The sequence below is a fragment of the Cryobacterium sp. Y50 genome (assembly GCF_002929805.1).
In the GTDB taxonomy this organism is placed as follows: Bacteria; Actinomycetota; Actinomycetes; order Actinomycetales; family Microbacteriaceae; genus Cryobacterium.
On sequence record NZ_PJJM01000101.1, the window covers coordinates 104536 to 128824 of the forward strand.

Genomic DNA, 24289 nt, shown 5'->3' on the forward strand with positions numbered 1-24289 from the left:
TTCACCCACCCACAATCTCGAAGAAGCGGTCTTCCAGGGAGACCGTCCCGCCGGCCGTCGCGTCCTCGAGCGAGCCCTGGAACCTCAACGACTCCTGAAGGACGATCACTTCGTCGACGGTCTCCTGCATCTCGGCCATGAGGTGGCTCGAGACGAGTACGGTCCCTCCTGCGTCCGCGTGGTCCCGCAGCAATCGGCGCATCCAGCGGATGCCGTCGGGGTCGAGTCCGTTCAACGGTTCATCAAGGATAAGTACCTCGGGGTCGGCGAGCAGTGCGATCGCGAGCGAGAGTCGCTTCTGCATGCCCGTCGAAAGCGCCTTGACCCGCTTTCGGCGGGTATCGGCCAGGCCGACGAGCTCAAGCACTTCATCCACCCGCCGAAGATCGACGCCGATGTACCGGGCCCATACTCCCGTCTCGGCCCGCACAGACAGCCCGCCGAGCAGGCTCATCTCGTCGAGGCTCACACCGACGCGGCGAGCGGCGCCGGGCAGGAGCGGGTACGGCGAGCCCAGGATGCGGCACTCGCCCGAAGTCGGAGCGGTCAGCCCGAGCAGGCACCGCAGGGTTGTGGTCTTGCCGGCACCGTTGCGCCCGAGAAGTCCCACGACCCGACCACGCTCGACCGAGAAGGAGAGATCGCGGACGGCGGCGTGGTCGCGGTAGCGCTTGGTCAAGCCTTGGATTGAGATCACGGGCTCAACCATCACGATTCGCTCTCATCCCGAGCGCGATGAGCCCCCCGGCCGCGGCGATCGCCACGACGCCGGCGATCGCCAGCGCGATCTGCAGGCTGTCTCCGATGAGGAATCCGGCGAAGAAGCTGGCGAAAGAGGCCAGTGCGGCGAAGATCGCGAAGATGAAGTAGACGGCTTTCTTGGACATGTATGTCCCCTCCTATGAATTTGAGAGTGTTGGGGTGGGGGCCGAAGATCGTCCCCCACCCCGGATGTCAGGTCACAACGATCGCCGAAATGGCGGTGTAAATACCGGCGCTGGCAACGCCGGTCCCGACGATGGTCAATCCGATGGTGAATCCGGTCCAGAACCCGGGCGCTTCGAGCGCTTCGAGTTCCTGGAGTCCGAGTTCTAACGGGGCGATCCCGCGATTCGATTCGATCATGACTCACCTACCCTTCTCTGTGTATGTGTGTTAGGTGATCGCGGTAGCGTAGACCGCCGCAGTCAGGGCGTATGTGCCGTATGCGGCGGTCGCCGAGACGATCACGCCGGCAGACACGCCGATGGCGGTCCACCATCCGGGCGCTTCCATGGGCTCAAGCTCCTGCATTGCGAGCTCGAGCATTGGGCTCTTTTCCGTCATTCCTCTCCTCCTTTCGTTGTGAGTCGTTCCCCTAATGCCCGCCGGACGGCAGCCAAGTTCGGCGCGACGCTCGCCCGCGGCGCTGCGAAGTTCCGCAATTCGGCGAAAAGCGACACGAGATCGTCTCGGCGGAGGGCGCCGAGCATGGGAAGCCCGTACCCCCAGCGCCGCAGACAGCGGTCAGCGAGCGCGACCGGATCGATGCGCTCCCGAACCACGTCCGGCAGGCCGGCGGCTCCGAGACCAAGCGTCCAGTCGCGGAAGCCGAGGACCGGGTCGTCGGGTGCCGGAGCGGATACGGCGTGCCGCCAGAATTCGAGCAGCCGGTGGCGCTCCCCCCAGCGCTCATCGCCGTCGAGAATGCGCTCCCAGATGAGGGGCGTCACGTCGATAAGCGCGGTCATCTTCGAGACGGATGCGGTGGTCGCAAGTTCGTTCGCGACGTACCAGCCGCGCGTTCCGAACGCCTGCGTCGAATAGGCGAGATGCGGAGAGTGGCTGAGGGCGCCGATCCGCGCCACCTCTTCACGAACGCTTCGCGACGGCGGCTGCTGGGCCAACTCGCCGAGAGCGCTCGCGAGACCCAGCGTGACACGGGCCGAGTACGCCGGAGACGTCCCCTGAGCGATGTAAGGACCGGCGAGGCGCAGCATGATCTCGACGAGCCCGGACGAATACACGTCCCGCGGCATCCCCGCGGTCGCATCGGCGTCGAACACGGCGACATCGGGGCACAATGAGCGGCCAAGTACGAGCCGCCGCGAGCCTTCAACGATGCACGTCGCGACAGTGCTCGACTCGGCCCCCGTGCCGATCGTCGTCGGCACGGCTATGATCTGGGGCCGCACGGGTGCATCCATCGGCAGCGCCACGAGGCCTGCTCGTTGGGGACTCATGATGGTGCGCCGGGTCCGAGCGTCCTGGCAGGCACGGGCGATCACGACGAGGTCGAGGATCGCGCCGCCTCCGATTGCGACGACGACGTCGAAGGTGGCGATACGAGCGGCCAGCGCAGTCGGCTGACCCGCATCCGAGGTGGGGACGACCGGCATCTCGACGCAGGTGCCGCCTGATTCGGCGACGATGGCGCGGGCGCGCGACAGTATCTTGGCATCCTCTGCGAGTCCGGCGTCGCGCACCAGCGCGACCTTGCGCGGCGATCCGCCCACGCGAACGCCGAGGATGGCGCGTGCGTGCGTCCAGGACGCGCTCTCCTCGGCTGCGTCGAACATCATGCGCTCCGCAGTGCGGCGAGTGCCGCGCGGACACCACCGACGAGCTCTCGGATGTCGTCCTGCGTCGAGACGAGCGCGGGAATGAACTGGATGCCGTGCGGACCCGGGTGCACGATCACGCCCGCCGCGCGCGCGGCATCAACGAGCTGAACGACGCCGTCCGAGTCGATGGGGACGCCGTGGGCGTCGCGGACCGTCACCGACTGGAAGCAACCCGCCCCCCTGCGCCCCACGACATCCGTTTCGTCGCGCACGAGCGCGTCGAGTTCTTCCGTGAGCTCCTCGGCGGTGCGAACCCCGCGGCGAAGCACGTCGAGCTCGCGGAACCTCGCGATCGTCGCGACGATCGCGGCGCTGCTCGCCGCTGTGCCCGCCTGCGTCTCAGCGTGTGCGAGGACGGCGCCAGTCCGCTCGAAGGCGGCCGCTACCCGGTCGCCCACGAGAATCGCCGAGGCGGCGACGGTACCGTTCGTAAGCCCCTTTGACGTGATCAGCAGGTCGGGTCGGTGCTCCCAAGCTGTCGTTGCGAACATCGGGCCTGTGCGCCCGAATCCCGTGGCGACTTCGTCGGCAATGAGCAGCGCTCCGCTCTGGCGGCACATCTCGCTGACCGCGTCGAGGAACACGGGGTCGAGTGGAACGGTGCCCGTGCCCATGACCGGCTCCAAAATGATCGCGGCGAGCTGGCCGCGGGAACCCCTGACGAGACGCGAGAGCGCGTCGACATCCCCCACATCGACGTGCCGTATTAGTCGCTGGTCCACGCCGTACACGGCCTGGCCAAGATCTTCGCCCGTCAGCGCGAACGCGCCGAACGTCAGGCCGTGGAAGGAGTCGCGGAGACTCACAACGATCTTGCGCGCAGGTTCGCCTTCGAGCGCCCAGTACTGGCGCACGAGCTTTATTGCGGCGTCGTTGGCGGAGCCGCCCGACGTCGTGAACATGACACGCTCGTAGCGGTGCGCGCTGACCTCGATGAGGTCAACGGCGGCGGCACGGGCATCCACATTCTCGAATCTGAACACGCCCGCAAACGAGGAGCGCCGCGTCGCCTCGGCAACGGCGTCCGCGATGACCTCGTCGCCGTATCCGAGCGGTACGTTCCACAGCCCACTCGTGCCACACAGAAGCTCGCGTCCGCTCAGCATCCGCACTCGCACTCCGTGCGCCGAGACCACGCAGAGGTCGTCATCACCCTGGCGACTCGGGGGGAGCAGTGATGGCCAGAGCGGAAGCGGCGGCCCGGGAGTGTGCTCCGGGACGGTGAACGCCTGAGGCCGCCGATGCGTAGTGGTCGTCACGACGCATCCTCGTCACCGGCGATTGCAACGATGATCGTGTCGGGGTAGTGCGCCTGACCCATGCTCGCCTCGATGGTTTCGACGACGTGCAGGCCAGCCGCTGCGAGCTCCGCCACGAGGACATCGACGGGCAAGATCGCGACGGTGGACGTGAACGCGCTCGCCTCGCCGTCGCGCTCGACGAGGATCGTCATCGTGCGGCAACCGATGTCGGGCCGGATCCATTCGAAGAAGGTGTAGACGGTGTCTCCGTCGACGAATTCGAATGGAGCGTGGTCGACGCCTTCGATGCCCACGGTTGTGACGAACGCGCGTCCTCGCGGCGCGAGGTGCGCGCGGATGGCGGCGAACGTCCGGATGCGGGCCGCAGTATCCAGCAGCAGCGACACCGACGTCGTGCCGAGCACGATCGAACCGAATCGCTCGCGAAGACGGAACGACGTCATATCGGCCTCGACGAGCGTGCACCGTGAGCGGGCCGACTCGGGGAGTCGATCGAGCTTAACGCGGAGGATCGCGAGCATCGCCGCCGACAGATCCAGGGCGGTGACCGGTCGCCGCAGCGTGAGCAGGGGCAGCGTCAGCCTTCCGGCCCCCGCGGCCACGTCAAGGATCGAGCCCTCCGTTCGCGCAACGAGCGCGACGAGTTCCCTGATCTCGAGCGGATCTCTGCCGGCCATCGCCTCGTACGCGGCTGAGCCTCCCGCCGAGTACAGATCGTCGATCGTGATGCCCGGATAGGCGGCCAGCCGCACAGCGGCGGCGGGATCCATGACGGCGGCGGCGTTCACGACGCGACCATTACTGCTCCGACGTCGATCCCCTGAGCGCGCAGCGCGCGCGCAGCTGATGCCGCAGCATCTGATCCGACGATCTCCGCCGCGGCGTCGCCGAGGAGGAGGACCGCCTCGAGCGCGGCTGCGGCAGCTCGGTCGACTTCGAAGACGCGATGCGCGACGGGGTGCACGAGGAAGTGCCGCTCGGCGCTGCTCATGAGGAACGGGAGGTCTGGTGCCAGGAGCGATCCCGCCGCCGGGTCTATGCCGGGCAGCAGCGTCGTGCCGAATCCAGAGACCCGCGGAAGCGAAAGTCGCCTCGCGCGGAGGTTGCGGATTCCCTCGACGGCTGCGAGAAAGCGCCGCAGCGCCGGGACGCGACTCTGTAGCGCGATGAGATCTTCGCGCCCGATACGCGCGCCGAGCGCTCCGACGTCCGCCGACTTCACGAGCTGCGCGCTCCAGGCGCTCCGGACGCTCGAGCGATTGTCACCGATGGTGCCGATGGCATCGCCGGTCGGTGAAACGGCGAGCGAGCCGTCGGACCCGACCCATAGTCGTGCGTCGGGTCCGGCACCGTCGTCGAGCACGCCCAGAGCAGGTAGGTCGGCGAGCTGCACGATGGGGTTGGTGAGAAACTCGGGAAAGCTGCCCGTCTGCAGCGCGGTGTGCACATCGGCCTCCAGGATGTCGAGATCCTCGCCGTCCGAAAGTCGCACGAGCGTGGGGCCGACGACTGACACGTACTCGCTGATCGAGTAGGTCTGCACCTGCAGGAAGAAGTCCTCCGAGATGATGAACTCCGTACCCGGCCCGGCGATCGAGCCCTCGTACGGGAGGGCACTCTCAATGTCGGCCGGCGCGAAAACGATGGCATCCGGATCCAGGACGTCGGTCGCGCGGAGGGCACCGAGCGCGTTTGCGTCCTCGAGAACCACGGCCTGGCGGGCCGAGAGGGACGAGCCGGACACCGCACCCGAACTCCACATCATCAGCCGGGCTCGTGCGTTCGGCCACGCGGCCATGCCGCTTTCGGACTCCGTGTTCGCCATGTCGAAAACCTCATTCTCATCGGATGACGCGTCACGCGCCGCATCGCAGGGACCGGGGTGATGACTCGATTCTGCCGTGCGGAGGCGCGGGCAGAATAGAACGAAGGGGCTGAGCATCATCGACGTTCGTCTACCCGTCGGTCGACGACCGGCTCGGGCGAGATCAGTGCGTGAGCGGTATTCGAGCAGTGAGGCGCCAGCCAGGGTCGGTGTTGAGCGTCTCCAGCGTGCCACCGAGCACACCGACGCGCTCGGCCATCCGTGCGAGTCCGTACCCAGACGCGGGCACGTCGGCAGGCGCGGCCGTAGGAGAGTCGTCCTGAACCGTCAGCAGAACTCCCTCGTCGTTGCGGCGGACGACGATGCTCACGCGTGTGGCAGCGGTCGCGTGCTTCAGGACGTTCATACACGCTTCCCGGGAGACGCGCACGAGCGTTGTGATGACGGTGCGCGATGCATCCAGATCCTTGGGAAATTCGATCTCGACTTCGATGCCTGCGTCGGCCAGGGTCTCCGTTGATGCGCCGAGAGCGCGGACGAAGCCCTCCGCCGCGAGGACGACGTCCGTCCTGGTGGCATGGGCGGCGGGCGCGACATCCAGCATGCGACGGATGTCCGCGAGTGCTTGCACGCCTGAATGCAAGATCGCCGCTCTGGAGACGCGAAGGGCGTCCGGATCGTCGGTGTGCTCCATCGCCCTGGCATGCAGGACGACGATCGTGATTTCGTGCGCGACGATGTCGTGGAGCTCGTCGGCGATCCGGACACGCTCCTGACGCACTTCGCGTGCAACGGCATCCTTATACTCGGTCAGCGTGCGGCGCATGGCGCGACTGCGCTCGTGTTGCTCGCGGAACGATCGTCCGAGCAGGAACGACCCGAGGCCCAGCACCGACAGAACAGCGGTCGCGCCGATGGTGAGCCCATCGGGGCCGCGAACGATCTGCAAGATCACGAGGGCGATGATAGTCGTCGCGTAGATTCCGGTGACGGCGGAACTGCTCGTTACCGCGACGAGCCCGAGGGCGACCGTCATCGCGAGTAGATATTCGACTGCACCGCCATGGACGACGGCGAGCACGCCACCTACGAGCAGCAGGAACACTGCGACGGGCGGGCGCCATGCGAACAGCGCGATGGCGACGGACGCGACTGTCCCCACGAAAGAGCGCGCACCTAAGGCGAAGTCGGAGGTCGCGGCGTACAGGAGGACCTCAGTCAGCAGGGCGCAGGCAACGAGACCTAGAAGGATCGCTCGCGCCCGCGGCGCCGGACGTTCGTAGACCCAGAGCGCGGCCCAGGCCCTTCGGAGGCGATCCCCTCTGCGCTCGGTCACGTGAACATTATGCCTGAGAAGCGCCCCGACCTGCGTGTAGGGGCGCTTCCCCAGCCGTCGTACGATCTCGCAGAATCTTGAGAACTTCGAGCATCTCAGTTCACGCGCAGATTTTGAGTTGATAACAAAGCCAGTTCCACATCGTCGGTGCCCCCCTCCGTACGGCCGTTGAATGCTTCCTGACCATTCTCATCCCGGTTGGCCAGGCGCGCGTCCGACGGACGGCGACTCGACCCATGACTTTCGACTGAAATCGCTTCTGCTAACCTTTGCCGTAGGGGGATAAGATGCGTGTATTAATCGTTGATGATGAGGCTCTCATACGCTCGGCTCTGCGGATCTTTATTGAGGCCACACTTGACCTGACGGTCGTCGGCGAGGCCTCCGATGGCGAGAGCGCAATCGTCGCCGTCGACGAGCTTCGCCCCGACGTCGTGGTGATGGACGTGCATATGGCGGGAGTCGGCGGCATCGAGGCTACCCGGCTGATCCGTCAGCGGCATCCGTCGGTCCATGTCCTAGCGCTGACGGCCTTCTCGACCGAAGGCACGATAGTGCCCATTCTTCGCGCGGGCGCGCACGGCCTTCTCGTTAAAGACACCGAGCCGAGCAGGATCATCGAAGCCATACGCGAGATAGCCGGAGGTGAGTACGTCCTGTCGCCGACCGTGGCGCGCGCCGTGGTCGATGCAGCACTCGACGGAGCCCCCGTATTCGCCGCGCAGCTCGAGCCGGGTCAGGAGCTAACCTCGCGGGAGCTCGAAGTCGTCAGTCGCCTTGCGGAAGGGATGTCGAATGCCGAGATCGGCAAGGCGCTCTTCCTTTCGGAGGCGACGGTAAAGGTGTACCTCGGCCGCATCATGGCCAAGTGGGACGTCCGTGACCGCGTGCAAGTACTGCTTCACGCCATGCAGATGAAGATCGTCAGCATCGTCAAACGCTCAGAGGAGCCGGTTCATGAAAATCGATAGGGCTATGGCTGCGTCTCCTAAGTCCTGCTGAGGCCTGAGGGGTGATTGTTCAGCCCATCACGATCAATCTGCTCACTTCACGGCTCGGGCTAAGCGCGTAAAAGCTGTTGGATGCCATCGCGGATGAATAACTAGTGACCCTCAATTGTTCCACGGTGCGTGGGACAATTGGCGCTTCAGTTGACCTTCGGGTGTGAGCCTGATGGCTCATAACCACGTGCCTCGCACTTGGTTTTTCGTGCCGCGCATTCCCGTGTACGCCGGCGCCAGCGGACCTTCGGCGTGGGGTCGAAATAGGTGACCAAAATGGCTGTCCTAGTGTTTACTTCTGAAACCCCGCAAAAACCCCGCATTTACCCCGCAGATTGAAATCCGCAGGGGCTTGGGAGTGTGATCACGTACCCGGTGTTTTACTGGGATCGATGACTGTATGAGGCCTCTGTGACCCTGTTGAATCTGGTTCACGATAATCGTGGTATCGCGGGTATTTGACTCGAGGCCTCTGCACGCGCTGGCCGAGGCTGCTTGTCCATGTGGGAGGTCAGACTGCTGCAACGCGGGCGGAGAATGCTGCCTCCGTCTCGCGCCGCCGGGCAACATCGTCAACAACAAACTGCACAAAGTCCTCATCACGGTCGCCGATGACGACGTCTTCGACGGGCTCCGCCGGAGGTTCTCCTGGCCACGCGGTCTGCCTGGTCAGCCGGTCGCGCTCCAACCGCGTACCCGAAACTGCGACCCAGTCGCGGAGTCGCTGGCGGGCATCCGCGAAGTCACGGTGCCAGCCGAGCGGGGCGGAGCCGTGCTGGTCGGGGTCGTAGGCGCCGAGCCAATGCAGGTGCAGCGCGGAGAGTTCCCAGACGAGTTCGGGGTGCCGATGCCAGAACGGCGGCACAACGGATGCGGGCAGCCCGTAGGTGCGTCGAAGCCAGTTCACCCACCGGTTGAGTTCGATCCATTCGGCCTCTGCGTCGTCGGCACTAAGGAGGTTCCAGTTGATCGGATGCGGCGGCTCCGCCATGAGCGGCCCCTCGAGGTCGTCCAACGAGCTCGCCCCGAAGCCGTCATCGTGATCGCCGGAAGCCCACTCGAAGAGTGACTCTGACATCGCTGGTTCACCGCCTGGATCCGGCGTGGGCCGCTTCCGCCTCGTGCTCGACCTCGGTGTCGGCACCGGCACGATGGGTACGGTCGACCTGATAGTTGGTGCGTGCGAGATCATGGCCGATCTTCTTGGCGACGAATTCTTTGCGTTGAATGACTTCGCCGTCGCGCTCGATCTGGAAGTTGCGCACATACCCTTCGGCGACAAAACTGTCACCTTTGGCGAACCGGGTAAGAGCCCTTTCGGCGGTGGCGCGGTAGGCGACGAGGTCGTGGAACGTCGGCTCGAGCGCGGTAAAGGTGCCGCTGTATTCGTGGCGGAAGTGCGGTTGGCCGACGCGCACGTAGAACCGGGTGTCGCCGTTGTCAGTGATCGTCTGTTGCGGGTCGGATGCGATGAAGCCGGACAGAGATTGCTGGGTGTGAAGTGCCACGGGACGTAGCCTCCTTTTAATTTGGGCGGACCATCGTGGTCCGCGTTCACTAGGAGGTGCACCAAGGGCATCATGGCGATCGCGCCTGCGGACAGGAAGATTCGGATCGAACTCAACGCAAGTCGAAACGGAGTGAGACAACGACGTGATGTCGCTGGTTGATTCTCACGCCAGCGGAGCGACTGAGGTCGCTCTCCTGCGCGCTCTCGGAACGGCGGAGGCGGCCAATAATGGTCATGAGACCGTGCCGTTAGTGGTGCACGGTGTTCTGTATTCTTGCGCCGAGCAGATGAAGCGGCACGTCGGTGCGGCGACCGGTAGGCCTCGGCACTGAATTGACGCGGGCGAGTGAAGGCAGGGCGAGTTGTGCCATGGGAATATCCATTCCTGCGGAGCCTGGGTATGCAATCGACGCACTAATTCCCCTGCGCTGGAAAAGTTATGCACGGCGATAAGTGCCTCCATGTTTGGATGCCGTGGTCGATGATTCGCGCCAGTACCCGGATAACGGTTGAATAGTCACGATCCAGTTTGAAAAAAGGGCTGGCCGCGTCGTCGGGGGACAATTTTGACAAGAAGTGAAGTAGCGCCATCATTTCCGGTTAGGGGAGCGAATCCGGAACCAGACGACGGTTGGCCCTGGATGCTCACCGCATACGAAATCTCGTACATCGGAAAGTTCAATGCACGACCGCCACGCGAAACGAACTGGGGTGGATCCGAGCGCGACGAGATGCGGCTTGATGACGAAGCCGCTGGAGTTCGTGGGGCACGGAAGACGAAGCACGGCAGGCGCGGTGTGAACGGAGTCGTTGCTGGTCTGGCTCTGACATTGGTTCTCTGTGCCACAGCCGGCACTACATTCGTAGGGGTTATGAATACGGTGAACGCGGAGAAAATCCGGGTCTCGACCAACTCGCTTCAGGATCAAATCCATGGATGAGCAAACTGGAGCTAGTACCGGATCCACGGGTGAGAGCGTTCATCGGGTGGCTGAAGAGGCACATGTGAAAACGAAGAGATGGCAGCGGAGAGTTTCGGGCACGACCTTTGGTCTTGCTCTTTCAGGAGCGCTGGTGCTCCTTATGGGAAGCGGTGGGTATCTCGCTTGGAGCTATCAGGACTTCAGCCAAGTCGTTGACCGTGCAACTGCCACCAAGGCCGTGTTTGATGCGGAAGTTGAGGCGGACGCTGTCATCGCCGAGCGAAAGCGAGTCGCCAAAATAGCTAGAGACGGCGCCGCAATGATCGCTAAGGCGGCAGAGGTCGAGGCGGCAAAGATGGCATTGGACGGCTACAGCCCTGCCGGGGACCATGTCTACTACAGATTCGCCAACGATGAGGAGTTCACCTGCGGATACTATGACTGCGCTGCCGTCGTCATAACAACGACGTGGACGACGTGCTCGGGGGTATATCTCGAGGCAAACCTCGTCCGAAATGAAGTTGTCATTGGGCTCGCAAACGACAGCGCTGGTTACCTCGGAGAAAACTCAACTGCCGTCCTAACGCTCGAGGATTACCAAGACACCGGTGGAGCTTTTCAAATCACGACAGTGAATTGCCACTGAGGTCGAATCCGCCGCTCTGCCGCCGGCCGAAGTCATTGCTTCTGCCGTTTCAGCTGCTCGGCACAGTTCGGAAACACGCTGACCTCACATCCTCTCCTTATGGCTGGGCGGGATTCCGTTCGGGGGTGGCGCGGGCACCCGCATCAACCCTTCAATTTCGTCGCGGTTCGCGCGCAGATCCTTGGCGTCCGACCGGGTGGTCCACATCTGCAGGCTGGCGATGATCGGCGGCGCCGCACGCAGCAGGATGAGGCCGGTACCGAAGGGCAGGGTGCGGATTGTGTCGGGCGGCATGATCGGCACGCGGCGGACGGAGCGCTGTGACGAGCGTGAGCCGCGGTCGCCGATCGTGGTCGAGTCGGTTGTCTCGTCGCGGTCACCGATCAGGGTTGAGAGGTCGTGCAGGTCGCGTGAGTTGGAGCCTCCGCCGAGCACGATCTTGACGATCGACGAATCCCAGATGGTGCCGGCCGCATTGTCGCTCCACTTCGTGCGCGCCTGGGAGAGCGACTGCAGTACGGGCATCGTCGTGATCCCGGTGCCGCCGCCCTCCGCCATGAGCGTGGGGAGCGAGGGGAGTGGCGCGAGGTTGCCGATCTCATCGAGGGCGAGCAGCAGCGGCGGGTCCAGCCGGGCACCCGCACTGCGCGCGGCCATGCGGCGAGCAGTTTCGACGAGGTCTTCGACGAATGCCGACACGAGCGACGCCGAGTTATTCGATCCCGCACCGGTTGCCAGCAGATAGAGCGTGCCGTTGCTGCGAAGGAATCCTTCGGGGTCGAACCCTTCACCCACCGGTGGTGACACGGAATCCAATACCCGTGGGTCAGCCAGCGCGCCCAACGATAGTGAGACTCCCTGCCAGATGGAGTCGCGCGTGCGCGGGTCGGCCTCAAGCGTGGCCCGCAACGAATCGCCCCAGCCGGTGGCCGCGCCCGGGGTGCCCAGCAGAATGGATACCGCATCGTGGGCGGCGGCCGGGTCGAGGGTCCACCGAAATAGGTCGGCCGGCGAGCAGTGGTCGAGTGCGGCCGCGTGCAGCATCGACTGCAGGGCCGTGCGGGTCTTGGCTTCCCAGAACCCGCCGCCGTCGACGCCGCCCGCGGCCAGTCCGGTTCCAGCGGCGAGACCGGCAGCTCGGATCATCGCCGTGAGCGGATCCTCACACCCGCGAATGGGCGACCACCGTAGCCCCACCGGCACCCCTGCCGCCAGCTGCTGCGGATCGAACACCGCCACAGGCCCCAGCCGTTGCCGTGCTCGCAGTGTGGTTGTGAGGTTGTCGGGGCGGGTGGAAGTGGTCACGACTGGGCCGGGCGCGTCGAGAATGGCATTGATCACAATGTGCGCCCCCTTGCCGGAGCGCGGCGGTCCGATCACCAGGATCGAGTCCTCGACGCTCGCCCACACCGCGGTACCGCGCGATCGCCCGATGCGATACCCAACATCGCTCGGGCTCGGCTTCGAGAGCGACGGTCGAAGGTGCGCAGCGCGTCTCATGATGGCCGAATGCGACGCGGCACGAGCAACCTCGGCGCGGGTCGCGATGCCGGCAATGCGGTACGGGTCGACCTTCGTGGTGACACCTCTGAACATGCGCCACAACCCAATCGCCAGAACGGATGCCAACATCACCAGCAAGATCGTCGTCACCCAATACGCGATCGGGTTCAAACCCGGTGCCCTCAGCTCTGTCGCAGGGTTGCCTGGGTTTAGAAGTACGGCGAGCCCAGTCTCTGGCCCGCCAGTTGGCTGCGCGATGCCTATTGCCCAGGCCGCGAGAGCACCCGAGCCGCGAAGCAGCAGGGCCAACACTGCCGCACCGATCAGGAGTCCAATACCGAGGTTGGTCAGCTCGTCGCCGAGGTCGGTCTGCGGTCGTTGGGTGGTCATCCGCTTATCAATTCAGACGGCTGAAGCGTCGCGTAGGGGAGGGAGCGAAGCCCGGAGGAGAAGGAGGCGCACACGGCGCGGGCACGGGTAGTCCGGCGAGCATTACGCGCGCTTTGCGTTCCATGACTAGGCCTCCTCAATCAATACAAGGTGCGCGGCTATTGCCCAGAGGTCATCCGCGCTGTCGTATCGAATGCCACGAGCTCATCAGGGTGCAGCTGGTGCTGCACCACAAAACTGCGATCCTTCACCCGCCACAGCCCTTGCCCGGTGCCAAGCGCAGGCAGCAGCTTCTGCTCAGTACGACTGAGCCCCAGTGCGCTCGCCGTGGATCCGAGCTGGTCCGGTTCCTGCCGGTAGACGATGCGCGTTTCCGCGTTCGCCAGCAGCGACGATGCGAGCGCGCGCATGGCGGAGCCAGAGTCGCCGACGTTGTCGAGGTCGCTGAGCTTGTGGAAAATGAGCATGTTCGCGATGCCGAAGTGCCTGGCCAGCCGCCACTGGGCATCCATTCGGCGCAGCAGCGCCGGATATGCCATGAGCCGCCAGGCCTCGTCGTAGATGACCCAGCGTTGGCCGCCGGCCGGGTCGGCGAGGGCAGATTCCATCCACGCCGACGAGCATGTCATCAGCACGGAGATGAGCGTCGAGTTCTCGGCCACCCGTGACAGGTCGAGCGACACCATCGGCAGCGTGGGGTCGAAGCGCACGGTGGAGGGTCCGTCGAAGAGTCCGGCGAGGTCGCCAGCCACGAGCCGGCGCAGGGCGTGGCCGACGAGGCGGCCGTCTGCGGCGAGGCGGCCCTCGTCGTCCTCGGGGTTGGGGGAGAGGATGCGATCGACCACCATGGGCAGGATCGGCACCTCGGCGCTGCGCACGGCATCGGCCAGGGCGAGGTCGATGGCCGTGTGCTCGAGCGGGCTGAGCGGTCGGTCGAGCACGGTTTCGGCGAGGGCGCCGATCAGGTCGCGGCGCCGGGCGGCTAGCTGGGCCGACCACTCGGCATCCGAAACGGATGCCGCCCGATGACCCTCATCGAGCGGATTCAGCCGGTTGTGCAGACCATGACCGAGGATGATGGCTTTGCCGCCGACGGCCTCGGCGACGGCGGTGTGCTCGCCCTTCGGATCGCCCGGCACGTAGACGCGCCGGCCGAAGGGGAGCGAGCGGGTGTAGAGCGACTTCGCCAGCGAGGACTTACCCGAGCCGACGATGCCGGCCAGCACGATATTCGGCGCGGTGATCAGTCCGCGCTGGTAGAGCACCCATGGGTCGTAGACGAAGGAGCCCCCGGAGTAGAGGTCCTGCCCGACGAAGACGCCGGCCGAGCCGAGTCCGGCCTCCGCAAGAAAGGGGTAATGGCCCGACAGCGTCGCCGTGGTGTCCTGATGCTTGGGCAGCTTCAGTCGACCGGCCGTGCGCAGTTGCCCGGGTCCAGCCTCGCCGGCCTTGCGCAGATAGGCGCCCGATCGCGCTTCGTCCCGTTCGGCGTGCCAGCGCGTGCGTGCCGCGAGAGTCGTGGCCTTCCGGGCATCCGCTTCGATCTTCACGGCCTCTCGCCGACGGGCGCGACGGTCGCGGCGCAGCTCGCCGCGCGGCTCGACCAGCGCGGCCGTGTGCATTCGCTCGGTCACATCGGTGTCTTTCACAGCGTGACCGTGCGCTCGGCCAGGCGCGTCGACCGCGGGGCGGCCCAGATGTCGACTCGACGGGGTGCCGGGCGGGTTGGCTTCAATTCAGATTCAAGCGGATGCCACCGCAACAGCGAAACGTAGCGGTACGTCCTGCTGTAGGTGAGGGCGTACGGTGAGCCGTCGTGCTCGATGATGTGGTCGGTCCGGCCGGCCGGGATGCGGTCGTAGACGTACCCGTTCTCGAGGGCGGCATCGGTCGTGGCCTCGCCGAGGTCCCGTGGCTGCAGGTAATCGAAGGCAGCGGATGCTCCGCTTCTGTCGATCAGGCCGAGCACCGCGTCGGCCTCAGTTCCTTGCAGGAAGACGACGCTGATCCATCGGCAATCGGGTACTCTCGGCCTGTCGAGCATATTGACTCCCATCGCTTTACAAGACAGGAGCGCACTGCTCGCACAGTACTGCAAGGAAGGATCACACCAGCCGCGGCTGGCTTGATCGTCGCGTCGCCTAGCGCGGTCTTGTCGGGTCTACTGGAACTAAGTTGCCGGCGACCTACTTCTGCGAAGATGTTGACAGTTGGGCAGGATTTCACCTGCGCAGCTCCCAAGCAGCCGCGAGGCTGACACGTCGACTGCGGAGGAACCCGATGACAAAAAAGAGCAGCAGCGCCAACAAGAAGATCTCGATGGATGCTCAAAAAGCTTGGGATGAGGGGAAGTCCTTCTACGCACCGAGTTTTGTCGACTTTGCGGGTAAGGGAGTGGAGCAGATATTCGAGTCGGCCGATGAACCCTCGCGGATGGCTCAACGTCATGTGGACTGGGAGTCTGCGCTCGAAGGAATTTCCGCAGTCGGGTGGCAGCTGAACACTTGGTCAGTTCAGCGCACAGTGTCTGAGGGCCAGCTCAAGATTTCGTCCGACAGGGCGTTCGCGCTGTTCGTTCGCAGCTGAGAATGATCCGCGACCGCGATACCTAAGGCTAAGAGGTGAGCCTTCAACGGCTTACACGCTCCGACACAACGGCAATGCCGCCGCCGTAAACGCCTGCGCCTGCTGCCCCACCAGCCGACGCGTCTCGCACGACGCCTGAATCGCAGCCTGCTCGATCGATGCCACCGCGGCGTCGAGCTCATCCACGGTCGCCGCGGTCACGCAGATCAGTCCGGAGGTGCGCAGCACGCCGTGGCCGGCGGTGAGGTCGGCTTCCTGGTGCAGGAGGTCGTCGTACTCGGCGGTGGCGCCGGCATCCTCTATTTGACCGATGCGAGTGCGTTGGTGGGCGTCGCTGATCAGCTCGGTCTTCTTCTTGCGCAGGTCGCGCGCGGCTTGGTCGGCGCGCACGGGCAGGTAATGCAGCGACACCGTGCGCAGGATACCGTTCGTGAAAACCAGAGGCGACAGAAAACCGGGGAACACCTGCGACCTAGGCCATTCGCTGATCCACAGCACCGCGTGAAACGCGCTGTCCGTGCGGAGGTGATCCCAACTCTCGGCGACAGCCACCGGCCCGGCCGTGGCCAGCGACCGCCCAACCAGCGGATGCCGCTCCAGATCGACGCCGACAGCAGGGTCGTACGCCGTGCGCAGGATCACGGCGAGTTCATCAGCGGTGAGCCACCCGCCGACTGTGAGGTCCGCCGCGCGCAACGCTCCAGCCAGTGCCGTCATTTCCTGGCGCAGTACCGTTGCGGCGCCGCGCATCCCGCCGCCCTGTGTGCGCACTTGGCGAGTCGCCGCGCTGAGATCGAGTGACAGCGCGATCGTGGTGGCGTGGCGTTCCCCGGCGGGTCCGGCCCGCTCGATCAAATCGCGGTAGGTGGTTGCGGCCCAACTGCCGTCGTCGATACCGTGCCGCTCCCACCACTCGGCCAATCCGGTACCGGAATCGGGCAGCGTGCGCTCCGACACCTGCAGTCGCGCAATCCGCCCCGACCGGCAGGCCCCGGCCAGCACGCGCCCCCACCCGACTACGCGGCGATGCTGTTCGTCCGGGTCGAGTAGCGCGAACGCCGGGTGCGACACCGCAACGACCGCGGTGAGGGTTTGCGCGTGCGGGTCGTGGATCATGACTGCCCCCGACTCGGGATCGTTCCACTCGCGCAGCGCCGCTGCGTCTCCGGGCAGCGACAGAGTTCCCACTGGGCGCGGGCGGATGATGCGGCGCCGGTAGTTCAGCTGCTCATGCCCTGAGCGCCACGCCCACCGGGTGACGACCGGCATCCATTCGACGATCTTTCGGCCGCCGACCGGGATGCCGGCGATCACCGCCGCGATGCCCCAGAGGGGGCTGGTCCAGGCGACACCGGAGGCGCCCGCCGTGTAAAGAGCGGCGACGATGGTGAGCGTGCCGATCGACAGGGCGACCAGTTGCGGCATCGACAGGCCGAGCAGGATGCCGCGTTTGGTCAGTCGCGAGAATTGCACCGGGGCGAGGCGGTAGTCGGCGCGGTTCGTGTCAGTGTCCATGGCTACGCGTCCTTGACCTTTCGTCCGGCTGGCAGTTCCTGTGGTGAAGCGGATGCTGGTGGTCGCCTTGGCTTGGATGCCGGCGCGCTCGGGGCGCTGGCGTTGCCGGCGGACTGGGTGTGGGCATCCGCTTTCTGAGCGACCGCGTTGCCCATCTTTGGGCCGGCCTTGGCTGTGGCACTTACGACGGCAGCGCCGGCCGCGACTCCGGCGGTGGCCACACCGGCACCAGTGCCAACTGCTGCGCCGCCCGCTCCGGTGCTCGAGCCGGCACCAGCGTTCGCAGATGCGCCAGCACTCGAGGCACCGGCCGACGACGACGTGGGACCCGGTCCGCCGCTGCTGGACGGTGCCGTCGGTGCAGAGCCAGTCTGTGTCGCTCGACTGCTGCTGCCCGGGCCCAGGACCTTCTGCGCCATGCTCATCATTGGTGCGCTGGGCACCGGCACGGGCCGGTTCAGCGCTGACTTCGCTTCCTGCTCGCTGGACATCGCGTGGTACATGTCGAGGCCAACGAAGTTGAGGAACTTGTAGGTGATGTAGGGCGCGAAGGCGGCGATGAACATCAGCACGATGCCCGCGATGGGGTCGCTGACGGAGGCGAGGTCCGCATCGATCGGGGCCGCGACCTGCGCGACTGCGACCAGAAAGATCACGACGAGCACCAGCTTGGAAAGGATGAGCGCGACGACGAACGCGACCCACTTGGAGAACCAGCCCTTGGCGGCATCCCAGGTGGCGCCAGCGAGAGCGATCGGTCCGAACACGATCGCCACCAGAAGCAGGGCCTTGCGGATGAGCAGGGAGAACCAGACGATGGCCGCGCCGCTGATGGCGAGGCCGGCCAGGAAGATCGTCAGGATTGCGCCGACGCCGGGTGCGCCGGGGCTGATCGCGGTGAGGCCCACAGCGAGCAGCGCGATGCGGTCGCCCATGCCTTCCATGGTGTTGCCGCTGGCCTGCACGACGCCGATGGTGAGTTGGTCGGTGATTTCGAGGAGGAGGCCGGTGATGGTGATGATGACGAAGGAGCCGAGAATCGATTTGGCGACGCCGAATGCGGCGCGGGAGAGCGCTGTGGGGTCACGGTGTACGAGACCGGTGATCAGTTGCAGGCAGAAGAAGATCAGCGTGACGAAGACGGCGACGCCGAAGAGCACGTTGTAGACGTCGATGTAGGTCGGGTCGGTGAGGTCGACGAGAGTGGTGGTATCGAAGGCGGCCCAGACGGATTCGAAGAGCCAGGCGGCGGTGGAGCCCATCGCGCCGGCCAGCCAGTCGAACGGGGCGGCGACCATAGAGGATGCGACGTCGCCGACGCCGGTGCAAACATCCGCCACGACCGGCACATCGCACACGCTCATTTCTGACCCCGCTCGAGACCGCGGTCAGACGGACTGGCCGACGTTCCAGAAGAAGTTGACGAGAGTGACGGCCGCGCCGCAGATGATCGCGGCACCGCAGGCCACCATCACGCCCGTCTTGCCGCGCGAGGCGAGGTGGGGGTTGGACGAGTTGGCGCCGAATCCCCAGACGATCGCCGCGACGATGAGGGCGAGCACGCTGAGCACGAGGCCGATGGTCATGACGGCGCCGACGATGACGCGCAGCTGTTCGATGCCGGGAAGGCCCGTGCCGTTGGGGTTGATGTCGATCATCGGTGGCTCCCTGTGTGTCGTTTGATGCGTACGACATGGAGGAGCGCACCGCACCCCGTGCGCGCAGGCGGATGCGGAACGGACTTTGCGACCTGTCGTGAGTGGTCGTCAAGTACGGTGCGGCCGCAACGGTTTACTTTCGGCTCTCTTCGGCGTGGTGTGGTCGCTGCGTTCCGCATCGACCCGAGCCCGCAGCACGCTGAGGAGCGGCCATGACATCTCGCCAGTAACCCATTCGATGCAAGACACTGCGATGGGCAACTTACTTGCTACAAGAGTGGGCGGTGGTCCGGCTTAGATCGTCCCAAGTACCCCGAAAAAGCCGAAGTAGATCTCGCTTAGATTGCCGTGGTGGGTCCGAATAACGCGGCGATAGTCAACGGTGATTCCTCAGACTGCGCCGGAGTTATCTCGCGGCAAGCTGAGTACCTGATTGAAGGCTTCGGTCATAATGTCGAGGGCCGGTTTACCTACCATGCTGTCCGTCCCCCAGGCGGTGAAGCGATTATCACCAGCGATTTCGGGGGGCGCATCCCAGATGAGGGAGCCAAACAAATTGGTGAACGTGTCGATGAAGACATCAGCGGGTTCGGCTACCCGCGTGATTTCATGGGTGTTCTTGTGCCTGAAGAGAAGGATGGCGAGAGCTGTGTTGGCGGAAGGTTCGCTTTTGAGGATATCCACGCCGCCTTTAAGTTCAACGAGCCGAAAGAACTGGTGCAACATGTGGCCGAGTTCGTCGCGTTGGACATCGAAGCTGTCAGCTTTAGCTAGTCGCACACGAGCGGCCTCGAACGGCCGGCAAATGGACTCTTCTCTCGTTTCCACGTCATCAGGTTAAGCGTCGTGCACGCCGAAGTCACCAAAGCTGCTGCGTCGCGATGGCGCAGGTCGCTGCGAATCGTACGGCGAGGCTCTCGAAACTTCATCGATGACCTTACGAACTGTTCAGACAGGCGATGTTGCAGCTGTCATATAATCTCGGTGCCTCGGAACCCTAGGGATACGAGACATCGCACGATCCCCTCGCCTGCAACTTTCGAGAACGCGGGAATCTCACGGCGCAGCGATTCTCATAACTAAGTCTCATAACCCACTGCTCGAATGACCGTATTCACCTTTAGTTATGAAACACTCTCGGCGACGAAAGTATGCGGATTCCCGGCTTTTTTCACGGAGGCGTGAAACTGCCCGTCAGACGGTGGAGCCGATATCGAGTAGGAAATTCACCCACGCAACTCCAGCACCCGCAAGAGCGGCTGCCCCGCAGGCAACCCAGAGCCCAAGCCGGGCCCGGGTGGCGGTGTGAAAGTTGCCGTGCGCCGAAGCGAGTGCCCAGGTCACGCCGCTGATGATCATCATGAGCACCGCGATGATGAGCACGAACGTCAGCAGGGCTCCGACGATGCTTTTCAACTCTGAAGCGCCGCCGACGGCACCGAAGTCTGGAAAGACGTCCATCTCAGGAAGCCGTTCCCGCTGGGCATCGGCTTGTCGCAGCGGTCACGTCAGCGGCACCCTGGGCGGCGAGCCAATCCACCGCGTTCACGGCCGGCTGACCTGACCCGCCCGGATGGATCTCAAGGTGCAGGTGCGGCCCGGTCGACTTGCCCGCGGAACCGACGTCACCGATGTGCTGGCCGGCAACCACGCTGTCGCCGACCGCGACGTGCATGCCCTGCTCGTACATGTGCGCGTAATACGAGGTGACCCGCTCGCCGCCGACAATGTGCTCAATGGTGATCAGCCCGCCGTAGGTTCCGCGTTGCCCGGCGAAGCTCACGACGCCGTCAGCCACCGCGAGGATCGGCGTCCCGAGCCGCGCAGCGAGGTCACTTCCGGCATGAAAACGCCGCTCACCCGTGTACGGGTCAATGCGCCACCCGAAGCTATCCGTGTTCGTGTACGAGCCATCAGGCAGCGGAAACACGACCCGCGATGACTCGACAACGCTTGAAGAACGAGTCAGCGCGACCAGAATCGCTTCCGCAACCGGCTGAAAGTTCGCGTATCGATCCGGATAGGCACTGACCTCAACCGCCTGCGCGGCAGCGCCGGGCTTGAGCATCTGCCAGCCCGCGACATCGAGCAGCCCGCGTGGAGACCCAGCATTCGGCCCTGATACGCCACCGAAGAACGCCCGCGCCTGGTACTCCGCGTCCATCACCTCAGCGACAGTTCCCCAGCCCGACGAAGGCCGCATCTGAAACAGCCCCAGCGAGTCGTGATCAGAACCAACACCGTCGTGAGGGTAAGAAGCGGACTCCGGATATGCGCTGGTGTTAGCCAGCAGACGCAGCGTCGACTCCGTGAGCGCCGCCATCAACGCCACGACCACTCCAGCGCGACCGACATCGACCGTCTGCCCGCCCACAGTGATGATCGTTCCGGCATGGATCAGCTGTCGCTGGTTCAGTATGACCGATCGGCCGTCCAGAGTCTGAGCGGTGAGCGAGTCGGGAATCGTCCCTACGACCAGCGATCCGCACGAGCTCGCGATCGTGCTCACCAGCGCGGCCACGCCAACCAGGCCACCTAACGGGCAAGCGAACATCAGCACCACGACAAGTCCGATGAGCTTCTTCATCGCCAGGCCTACTCCAGCGGATGGTCGAGCTTCGACAACCGCAGCAGCGTGCACGACTCCTGGCCCGGGCACACGACGAACACCGTGAACGACACCTGCCGCTCCGTGCGCATCGCATCGGTATCGAACGTTCCCTCGCGATGACGGGTTCCCACCACAGTGAGCGCCGCAGCACCCTGCGGAATCTGCCCGGCCGCCGCCTGATCCAACGCCGTCGCCCACGCGGCCGGCACGGTCACCGACTCCACGTCGAGCCACTGCCGCGTGCCATAACCAGCGAGCCGCTCCCACATCTCCGCGCTAGGCAGGTAGTCCCGCACATTGGCGGCCAACGCGGCCGCCTCCTCCGCATCGGCCACGTCCACCAGCACCTGCGCCCAGTCGGCGAGGCCAGCATCCTGACGCGTGTCCCAATCAAACAGCGCATGCGCGACGCTGCGAGCAAACAGCTCCGGACTCGACGTTTCGAGCACCGGCTGCGGTTGGTCGGTCGGCACGACAGCCGCAGCGGATGCCGTCGGCGACGGCCGCGCCGGCGGGCTCGCTTTCGCAGGCCCACGGAGCAGCCCGAACAACCCAATGACTGCCAGCACGATCAGTGCGATGCCAGCGCCCACGATGGCGATAACAAGACGACGGCGGCGAAAGAACTGCATGGTGGGCTCCTAACGAATACGCGAAACGGTGGCGGAGACCGGCGCGACGGTGGGGGAGTCGCGGAGGGTGCGCATCCGCTCGAAGAAGGCGACGGTGCCGGCGAGGGTCTCATCGAATTGGTGCCATTGATCGGCGGTGAGTTCGACGGCGACCTCGGCGTCGTCGTAGCGCAGCCACCAGTCGCGCAGGTCGTTCCAGAGGAAGACGAAAGAACGCGTGGGCAATATCGAGTCGGCCGCAGCCACAAGGCGGCCCTTCTTGGCGCGCTTCGCTGTCTTCGCGCGGGCGAGTGCCTCCCGGGCCAGCTGCTCGAGGTCGGCGGAACGCCCGGCATTAGGCGCAACCGGAACCAGCGAGCGAACGGGCGTCTCGGTCGCGACGCGATCGACTTCGGCAGCGACCCGACCGTGCGCAGCCGCCACCGATCCGCCGTTCTGAATCACCGCCAGCTCCTCCCTCGCGCGCGTGCGCAGCGTCTCGTCGAGATTCTCGTCGTCCGCCATTCGTTGCAGATGGTCGATGCGTTCCAACGTCGTATAGGAGCGCCGGCCGGTTACGAGGAGGGCCGCTTGCGCGCGGACGCGATCAATCGGTTGCGGTTGTGCCACCGTGGCACCACCGTCTGATCTGGGCTTTCCCGAACCAAACCGCGTTGCGGCTTGGCGCCGCTGGGCATCCTCAGCGAGAAGCATCTTCACCTCGCGATACAGGGCGGCCGCTTCGGTGGGGGCGAAGGCCTTGTGCAGGGCGTTGTCGTCCTGCTCGGCGAGCAGCTGGGCGAGGTGGTCCGAAATGCCGGAACGGACCCACACGTTGAGCTTGCGCACCCCGAGCTTGCGAAGCGCCGCCAGCCGGCGAGCACCGCAGACGAGAGTGCCATCGGGCGTCACCGTGATTGGTTGCAGCAGCCCCTGCCGCTCGATCGAGGCGGCAAGCGCGTCGATGTCGCCCAGGTCAGTGCGGTGCCGCGAACCGATCCGGATGGAGTCGATCGACCGCTCCAGCTCGATGTGCCCCGGGGTGATGGTCATGCGAACACCCGTGGGGAGTTCAGAACGATGTCTGACACAAGATCGTCGTCGCCGAGCAGCGCGTGCAGCGGCTCGCCGACCAGCAGGCGCAGCAGGATGCCGCGCCCCGTGGCGGTGTGCGCGTGCAACGGGTTGCCGGATCCCAGAAGCGTTCGCAGCATGCTCATCCAGGCCGGCTGCGACACGTCGAGTAGAGCACGGGCGGCGTAGTCGCGGCGCAGCGACTCGAAGGCAGACGAGCGGGACGGGGCATCCGCTAAGCGGCTGCACACGTATTCGACGCCATCGCGGGCGCGGTCTGCCGGCCAACCCAGCAGGGTGAACAGCGAGATCGCGTTCTCAACCGCGAGAGACACCTCAAGCGGCGGCTCCGGTTCGACCAATTTGTCGGCCGGGTCAACGCTGAACGCGGGGTGATATTCCGGCAGAGCATGCTCGCGATCGCTGAACCGTTCGGCATCGTGAAACACCGACACCTGTGGCCGGCGCGCCTGGTGCACGGAGCAGAGTAGGCCGCGGGCGCGGTCCTCGGCGATGCAGGTCACCTGCACAGCACGGGTGACGATGGCCCACGGGTCGTCGGCGCGCAACGTCGAGGGCGCCCGCATCGCGTCGAAGGCGGCCGCGGCGGCCTCCCACGGGTCGAGGTCGTGCTTGCGCGCCAACCCGGCATAACGCTGGGCGGTGAACCGCATGAGTTCGGAGGCCTCGGGGTCGCTGCGCCAGCGGGCGCCGCCATCCGCTTGCAGTCGCGCGAGCAGGCGGCGCAGGCCTTCGGATTCGCGAAAAGTCATTATCGCGCCACCTCCCGTCGAGTATGTGTGTGTTGCCGTGTTCAACAGGATGCTCATGGTCGCGCCCGCCCGAAACTGTCGCGGCCGATCTGTGCACGGTCTCGCACCGCTCCGAACTCGGAGAGGGGAGCGAGCCGGGAGGCCCTCGCGCGGATCGCCCGCACGGCGGTGGCGGGTGCCCTTCGAACCTGTCGTGCGGCGCTGGATTGCAGGTCGATGCCGCGGCCGGCGATGCGCCCGGCGCCCAGGTTGAGCAGGTCCGCCGCGCGAATCCAGGTGACGGCGGGGCGAGAGGCCACCATGCCCACTTGCCTGGCGTTCGAGGTGCCGCCTCGCGTGCGCGCTGAGAGGCGCGATTTCTCCTCCTGTACGGCATGCAGCGGATGCCGTTCGCCACCGGCATTGACACTGGTCGCGCCGAGTGACTTATCGAAGTCGTTTACATCCATCACTTCATCTCCT

The 24289-nt window shown here is 65.2% G+C and carries 28 protein-coding genes; 4 read left to right on the forward strand and 24 right to left on the reverse strand.

The features are described from left to right. Position 1 precedes the first annotated feature (1 nt). The 9 genes from CXY73_RS16885 to CXY73_RS16915 all read right to left on the reverse strand — a co-directional run bounded on the left by CXY73_RS16885 (position 2) and on the right by CXY73_RS16915 (position 7026). On the reverse strand, positions 2-697 hold the full coding sequence (locus CXY73_RS16885; protein WP_233198416.1) for an ABC transporter ATP-binding protein: 696 nt from the start codon (positions 695-697) through the stop codon (positions 2-4). Positions 698-701: 4 nt separating this feature from the next. Then, entirely contained in the window at positions 702-887 is a 186-nt protein-coding gene (locus CXY73_RS16890) for a hypothetical protein (RefSeq protein ID WP_104178363.1), read from the reverse strand. 67 nt (positions 888-954) lie between these two features. After that, positions 955-1125, reverse strand: coding sequence for a daptide-type RiPP (locus CXY73_RS22385; RefSeq protein ID WP_199185415.1), 171 nt, complete (start codon positions 1123-1125; stop codon positions 955-957). 30 nt (positions 1126-1155) lie between these two features. Continuing rightward, the gene (locus CXY73_RS22390; RefSeq protein WP_199185416.1) at positions 1156-1326 is read right to left on the reverse strand and encodes a daptide-type RiPP; all 171 of its coding nucleotides are present in this window, start codon (positions 1324-1326) and stop codon (positions 1156-1158) included. After that, positions 1323-2558, reverse strand: a complete 1236-nt coding sequence (locus CXY73_RS16895) for an iron-containing alcohol dehydrogenase (protein WP_158254153.1) — start codon at positions 2556-2558, stop codon at positions 1323-1325. The genes CXY73_RS22390 and CXY73_RS16895 overlap by 4 nt, the downstream gene beginning before the upstream one ends. Then, complete coding sequence (gene mpaD, locus CXY73_RS16900; RefSeq protein ID WP_199185417.1) at positions 2558-3862, reverse strand: daptide-type RiPP biosynthesis aminotransferase; 1305 nt, start codon at positions 3860-3862, stop codon at positions 2558-2560. Before mpaD ends, CXY73_RS16895 begins: the two co-directional genes overlap by 1 nt. Continuing rightward, on the reverse strand, positions 3859-4653 hold the full coding sequence (gene mpaM / locus CXY73_RS16905; protein WP_104178365.1) for a daptide-type RiPP biosynthesis methyltransferase: 795 nt from the start codon (positions 4651-4653) through the stop codon (positions 3859-3861). The genes mpaD and mpaM overlap by 4 nt, the downstream gene beginning before the upstream one ends. After that, positions 4650-5690, reverse strand: a complete 1041-nt coding sequence (gene mpaB, locus CXY73_RS16910; RefSeq protein WP_146071796.1) for a daptide biosynthesis RiPP recognition protein — start codon at positions 5688-5690, stop codon at positions 4650-4652. The genes mpaM and mpaB overlap by 4 nt, the downstream gene beginning before the upstream one ends. A gap of 163 nt (positions 5691-5853) precedes the next feature. Then, positions 5854-7026, reverse strand: coding sequence for a sensor histidine kinase (locus CXY73_RS16915; protein WP_104178367.1), 1173 nt, complete (start codon positions 7024-7026; stop codon positions 5854-5856). A 287-nt stretch (positions 7027-7313) separates the two neighbouring features. Between CXY73_RS16915 and CXY73_RS16920 the strand changes: the two genes are divergently transcribed. Beyond that, complete coding sequence (locus tag CXY73_RS16920) at positions 7314-7997, forward strand: response regulator transcription factor (RefSeq protein WP_104178368.1); 684 nt, start codon at positions 7314-7316, stop codon at positions 7995-7997. Between the two features lie 541 nt (positions 7998-8538). Here CXY73_RS16920 and CXY73_RS16925 read toward each other — a convergent pair. From CXY73_RS16925 to CXY73_RS23270, 3 genes are all read right to left on the reverse strand, one after another. After that, positions 8539-9105: a DUF4913 domain-containing protein gene (locus CXY73_RS16925; protein WP_233198417.1), complete on the reverse strand. Its 567-nt coding sequence runs from the start codon at positions 9103-9105 to the stop codon at positions 8539-8541. Positions 9106-9112: 7 nt separating this feature from the next. Continuing rightward, positions 9113-9535 (reverse strand): single-stranded DNA-binding protein, encoded by a 423-nt coding sequence (locus tag CXY73_RS16930; protein ID WP_104178369.1) that lies wholly within the window; start codon positions 9533-9535, stop codon positions 9113-9115. Positions 9536-9785: 250 nt separating this feature from the next. Continuing rightward, the gene (locus CXY73_RS23270; RefSeq protein WP_255411395.1) at positions 9786-9908 is read right to left on the reverse strand and encodes a hypothetical protein; all 123 of its coding nucleotides are present in this window, start codon (positions 9906-9908) and stop codon (positions 9786-9788) included. Between the two features lie 562 nt (positions 9909-10470). On the opposite strand from CXY73_RS23270, the gene CXY73_RS16940 reads away from it, so the two are divergent. After that, entirely contained in the window at positions 10471-11106 is a 636-nt protein-coding gene (locus CXY73_RS16940) for a hypothetical protein (RefSeq protein ID WP_146071797.1), read from the forward strand. Between the two features lie 84 nt (positions 11107-11190). On the opposite strand, the gene CXY73_RS16945 is transcribed toward CXY73_RS16940, so the two are convergent. The 3 genes from CXY73_RS16945 to CXY73_RS16955 all read right to left on the reverse strand — a co-directional run bounded on the left by CXY73_RS16945 (position 11191) and on the right by CXY73_RS16955 (position 15043). Further along, positions 11191-12999 (reverse strand): TraM recognition domain-containing protein, encoded by a 1809-nt coding sequence (locus tag CXY73_RS16945; protein ID WP_104178372.1) that lies wholly within the window; start codon positions 12997-12999, stop codon positions 11191-11193. Positions 13000-13157: 158 nt separating this feature from the next. Next, complete coding sequence (locus CXY73_RS16950) at positions 13158-14621, reverse strand: ATP-binding protein (protein ID WP_104178425.1); 1464 nt, start codon at positions 14619-14621, stop codon at positions 13158-13160. A 23-nt stretch (positions 14622-14644) separates the two neighbouring features. Further along, positions 14645-15043 (reverse strand): hypothetical protein, encoded by a 399-nt coding sequence (locus CXY73_RS16955; RefSeq protein ID WP_146071798.1) that lies wholly within the window; start codon positions 15041-15043, stop codon positions 14645-14647. 236 nt (positions 15044-15279) lie between these two features. Between CXY73_RS16955 and CXY73_RS16960 the strand changes: the two genes are divergently transcribed. Further along, the gene (locus tag CXY73_RS16960) at positions 15280-15585 is read left to right on the forward strand and encodes a hypothetical protein (protein WP_104178374.1); all 306 of its coding nucleotides are present in this window, start codon (positions 15280-15282) and stop codon (positions 15583-15585) included. Positions 15586-15636: 51 nt separating this feature from the next. Here CXY73_RS16960 and CXY73_RS16965 read toward each other — a convergent pair whose 3' ends face one another. From CXY73_RS16965 to CXY73_RS16975, 3 genes are read right to left on the reverse strand one after another with little or no spacing between them, the layout of a single operon-like run. Beyond that, the gene (locus tag CXY73_RS16965; RefSeq protein ID WP_104178375.1) at positions 15637-17100 is read right to left on the reverse strand and encodes an SCO6880 family protein; all 1464 of its coding nucleotides are present in this window, start codon (positions 17098-17100) and stop codon (positions 15637-15639) included. A 2-nt stretch (positions 17101-17102) separates the two neighbouring features. Continuing rightward, a complete protein-coding gene (locus tag CXY73_RS16970; protein ID WP_104178376.1) occupies positions 17103-18464 on the reverse strand; it encodes a conjugal transfer protein TrbL in 1362 nt (453 codons plus the stop codon). 24 nt (positions 18465-18488) lie between these two features. After that, entirely contained in the window at positions 18489-18758 is a 270-nt protein-coding gene (locus CXY73_RS16975; RefSeq protein WP_104090819.1) for a DUF6112 family protein, read from the reverse strand. 351 nt (positions 18759-19109) lie between these two features. Between CXY73_RS16975 and CXY73_RS21655 the strand changes: the two genes are divergently transcribed. Further along, positions 19110-19532, forward strand: a complete 423-nt coding sequence (locus tag CXY73_RS21655) for a hypothetical protein (protein ID WP_146071799.1) — start codon at positions 19110-19112, stop codon at positions 19530-19532. Positions 19533-19952: 420 nt separating this feature from the next. On the opposite strand, the gene CXY73_RS16985 is transcribed toward CXY73_RS21655, so the two are convergent. Genes CXY73_RS16985 through CXY73_RS17010 form a run of 6 tightly spaced genes read right to left on the reverse strand, consistent with a single transcriptional unit; the run spans position 19953 to position 24279 of the window. Then, positions 19953-20219: a DUF6112 family protein gene (locus CXY73_RS16985; protein ID WP_104178378.1), complete on the reverse strand. Its 267-nt coding sequence runs from the start codon at positions 20217-20219 to the stop codon at positions 19953-19955. A gap of 1 nt (position 20220) precedes the next feature. Next, a complete protein-coding gene (locus CXY73_RS16990; RefSeq protein ID WP_104178379.1) occupies positions 20221-21345 on the reverse strand; it encodes a M23 family metallopeptidase in 1125 nt (374 codons plus the stop codon). Positions 21346-21353: 8 nt separating this feature from the next. Beyond that, positions 21354-22001 carry a hypothetical protein gene (locus tag CXY73_RS16995; protein ID WP_104178380.1) on the reverse strand — a complete coding sequence of 216 codons (648 nt, stop codon included), beginning with the start codon at positions 21999-22001 and terminating at the stop codon, positions 21354-21356. Between the two features lie 9 nt (positions 22002-22010). Then, the gene (locus CXY73_RS17000; RefSeq protein ID WP_104178381.1) at positions 22011-23033 is read right to left on the reverse strand and encodes a ParB N-terminal domain-containing protein; all 1023 of its coding nucleotides are present in this window, start codon (positions 23031-23033) and stop codon (positions 22011-22013) included. Further along, on the reverse strand, positions 23030-23827 hold the full coding sequence (locus CXY73_RS17005; protein ID WP_104178382.1) for a hypothetical protein: 798 nt from the start codon (positions 23825-23827) through the stop codon (positions 23030-23032). Before CXY73_RS17005 ends, CXY73_RS17000 begins: the two co-directional genes overlap by 4 nt. A gap of 53 nt (positions 23828-23880) precedes the next feature. Beyond that, on the reverse strand, positions 23881-24279 hold the full coding sequence (locus CXY73_RS17010) for a hypothetical protein (protein ID WP_146071800.1): 399 nt from the start codon (positions 24277-24279) through the stop codon (positions 23881-23883). Between the last annotated feature and the right edge of the window lie 10 nt (positions 24280-24289).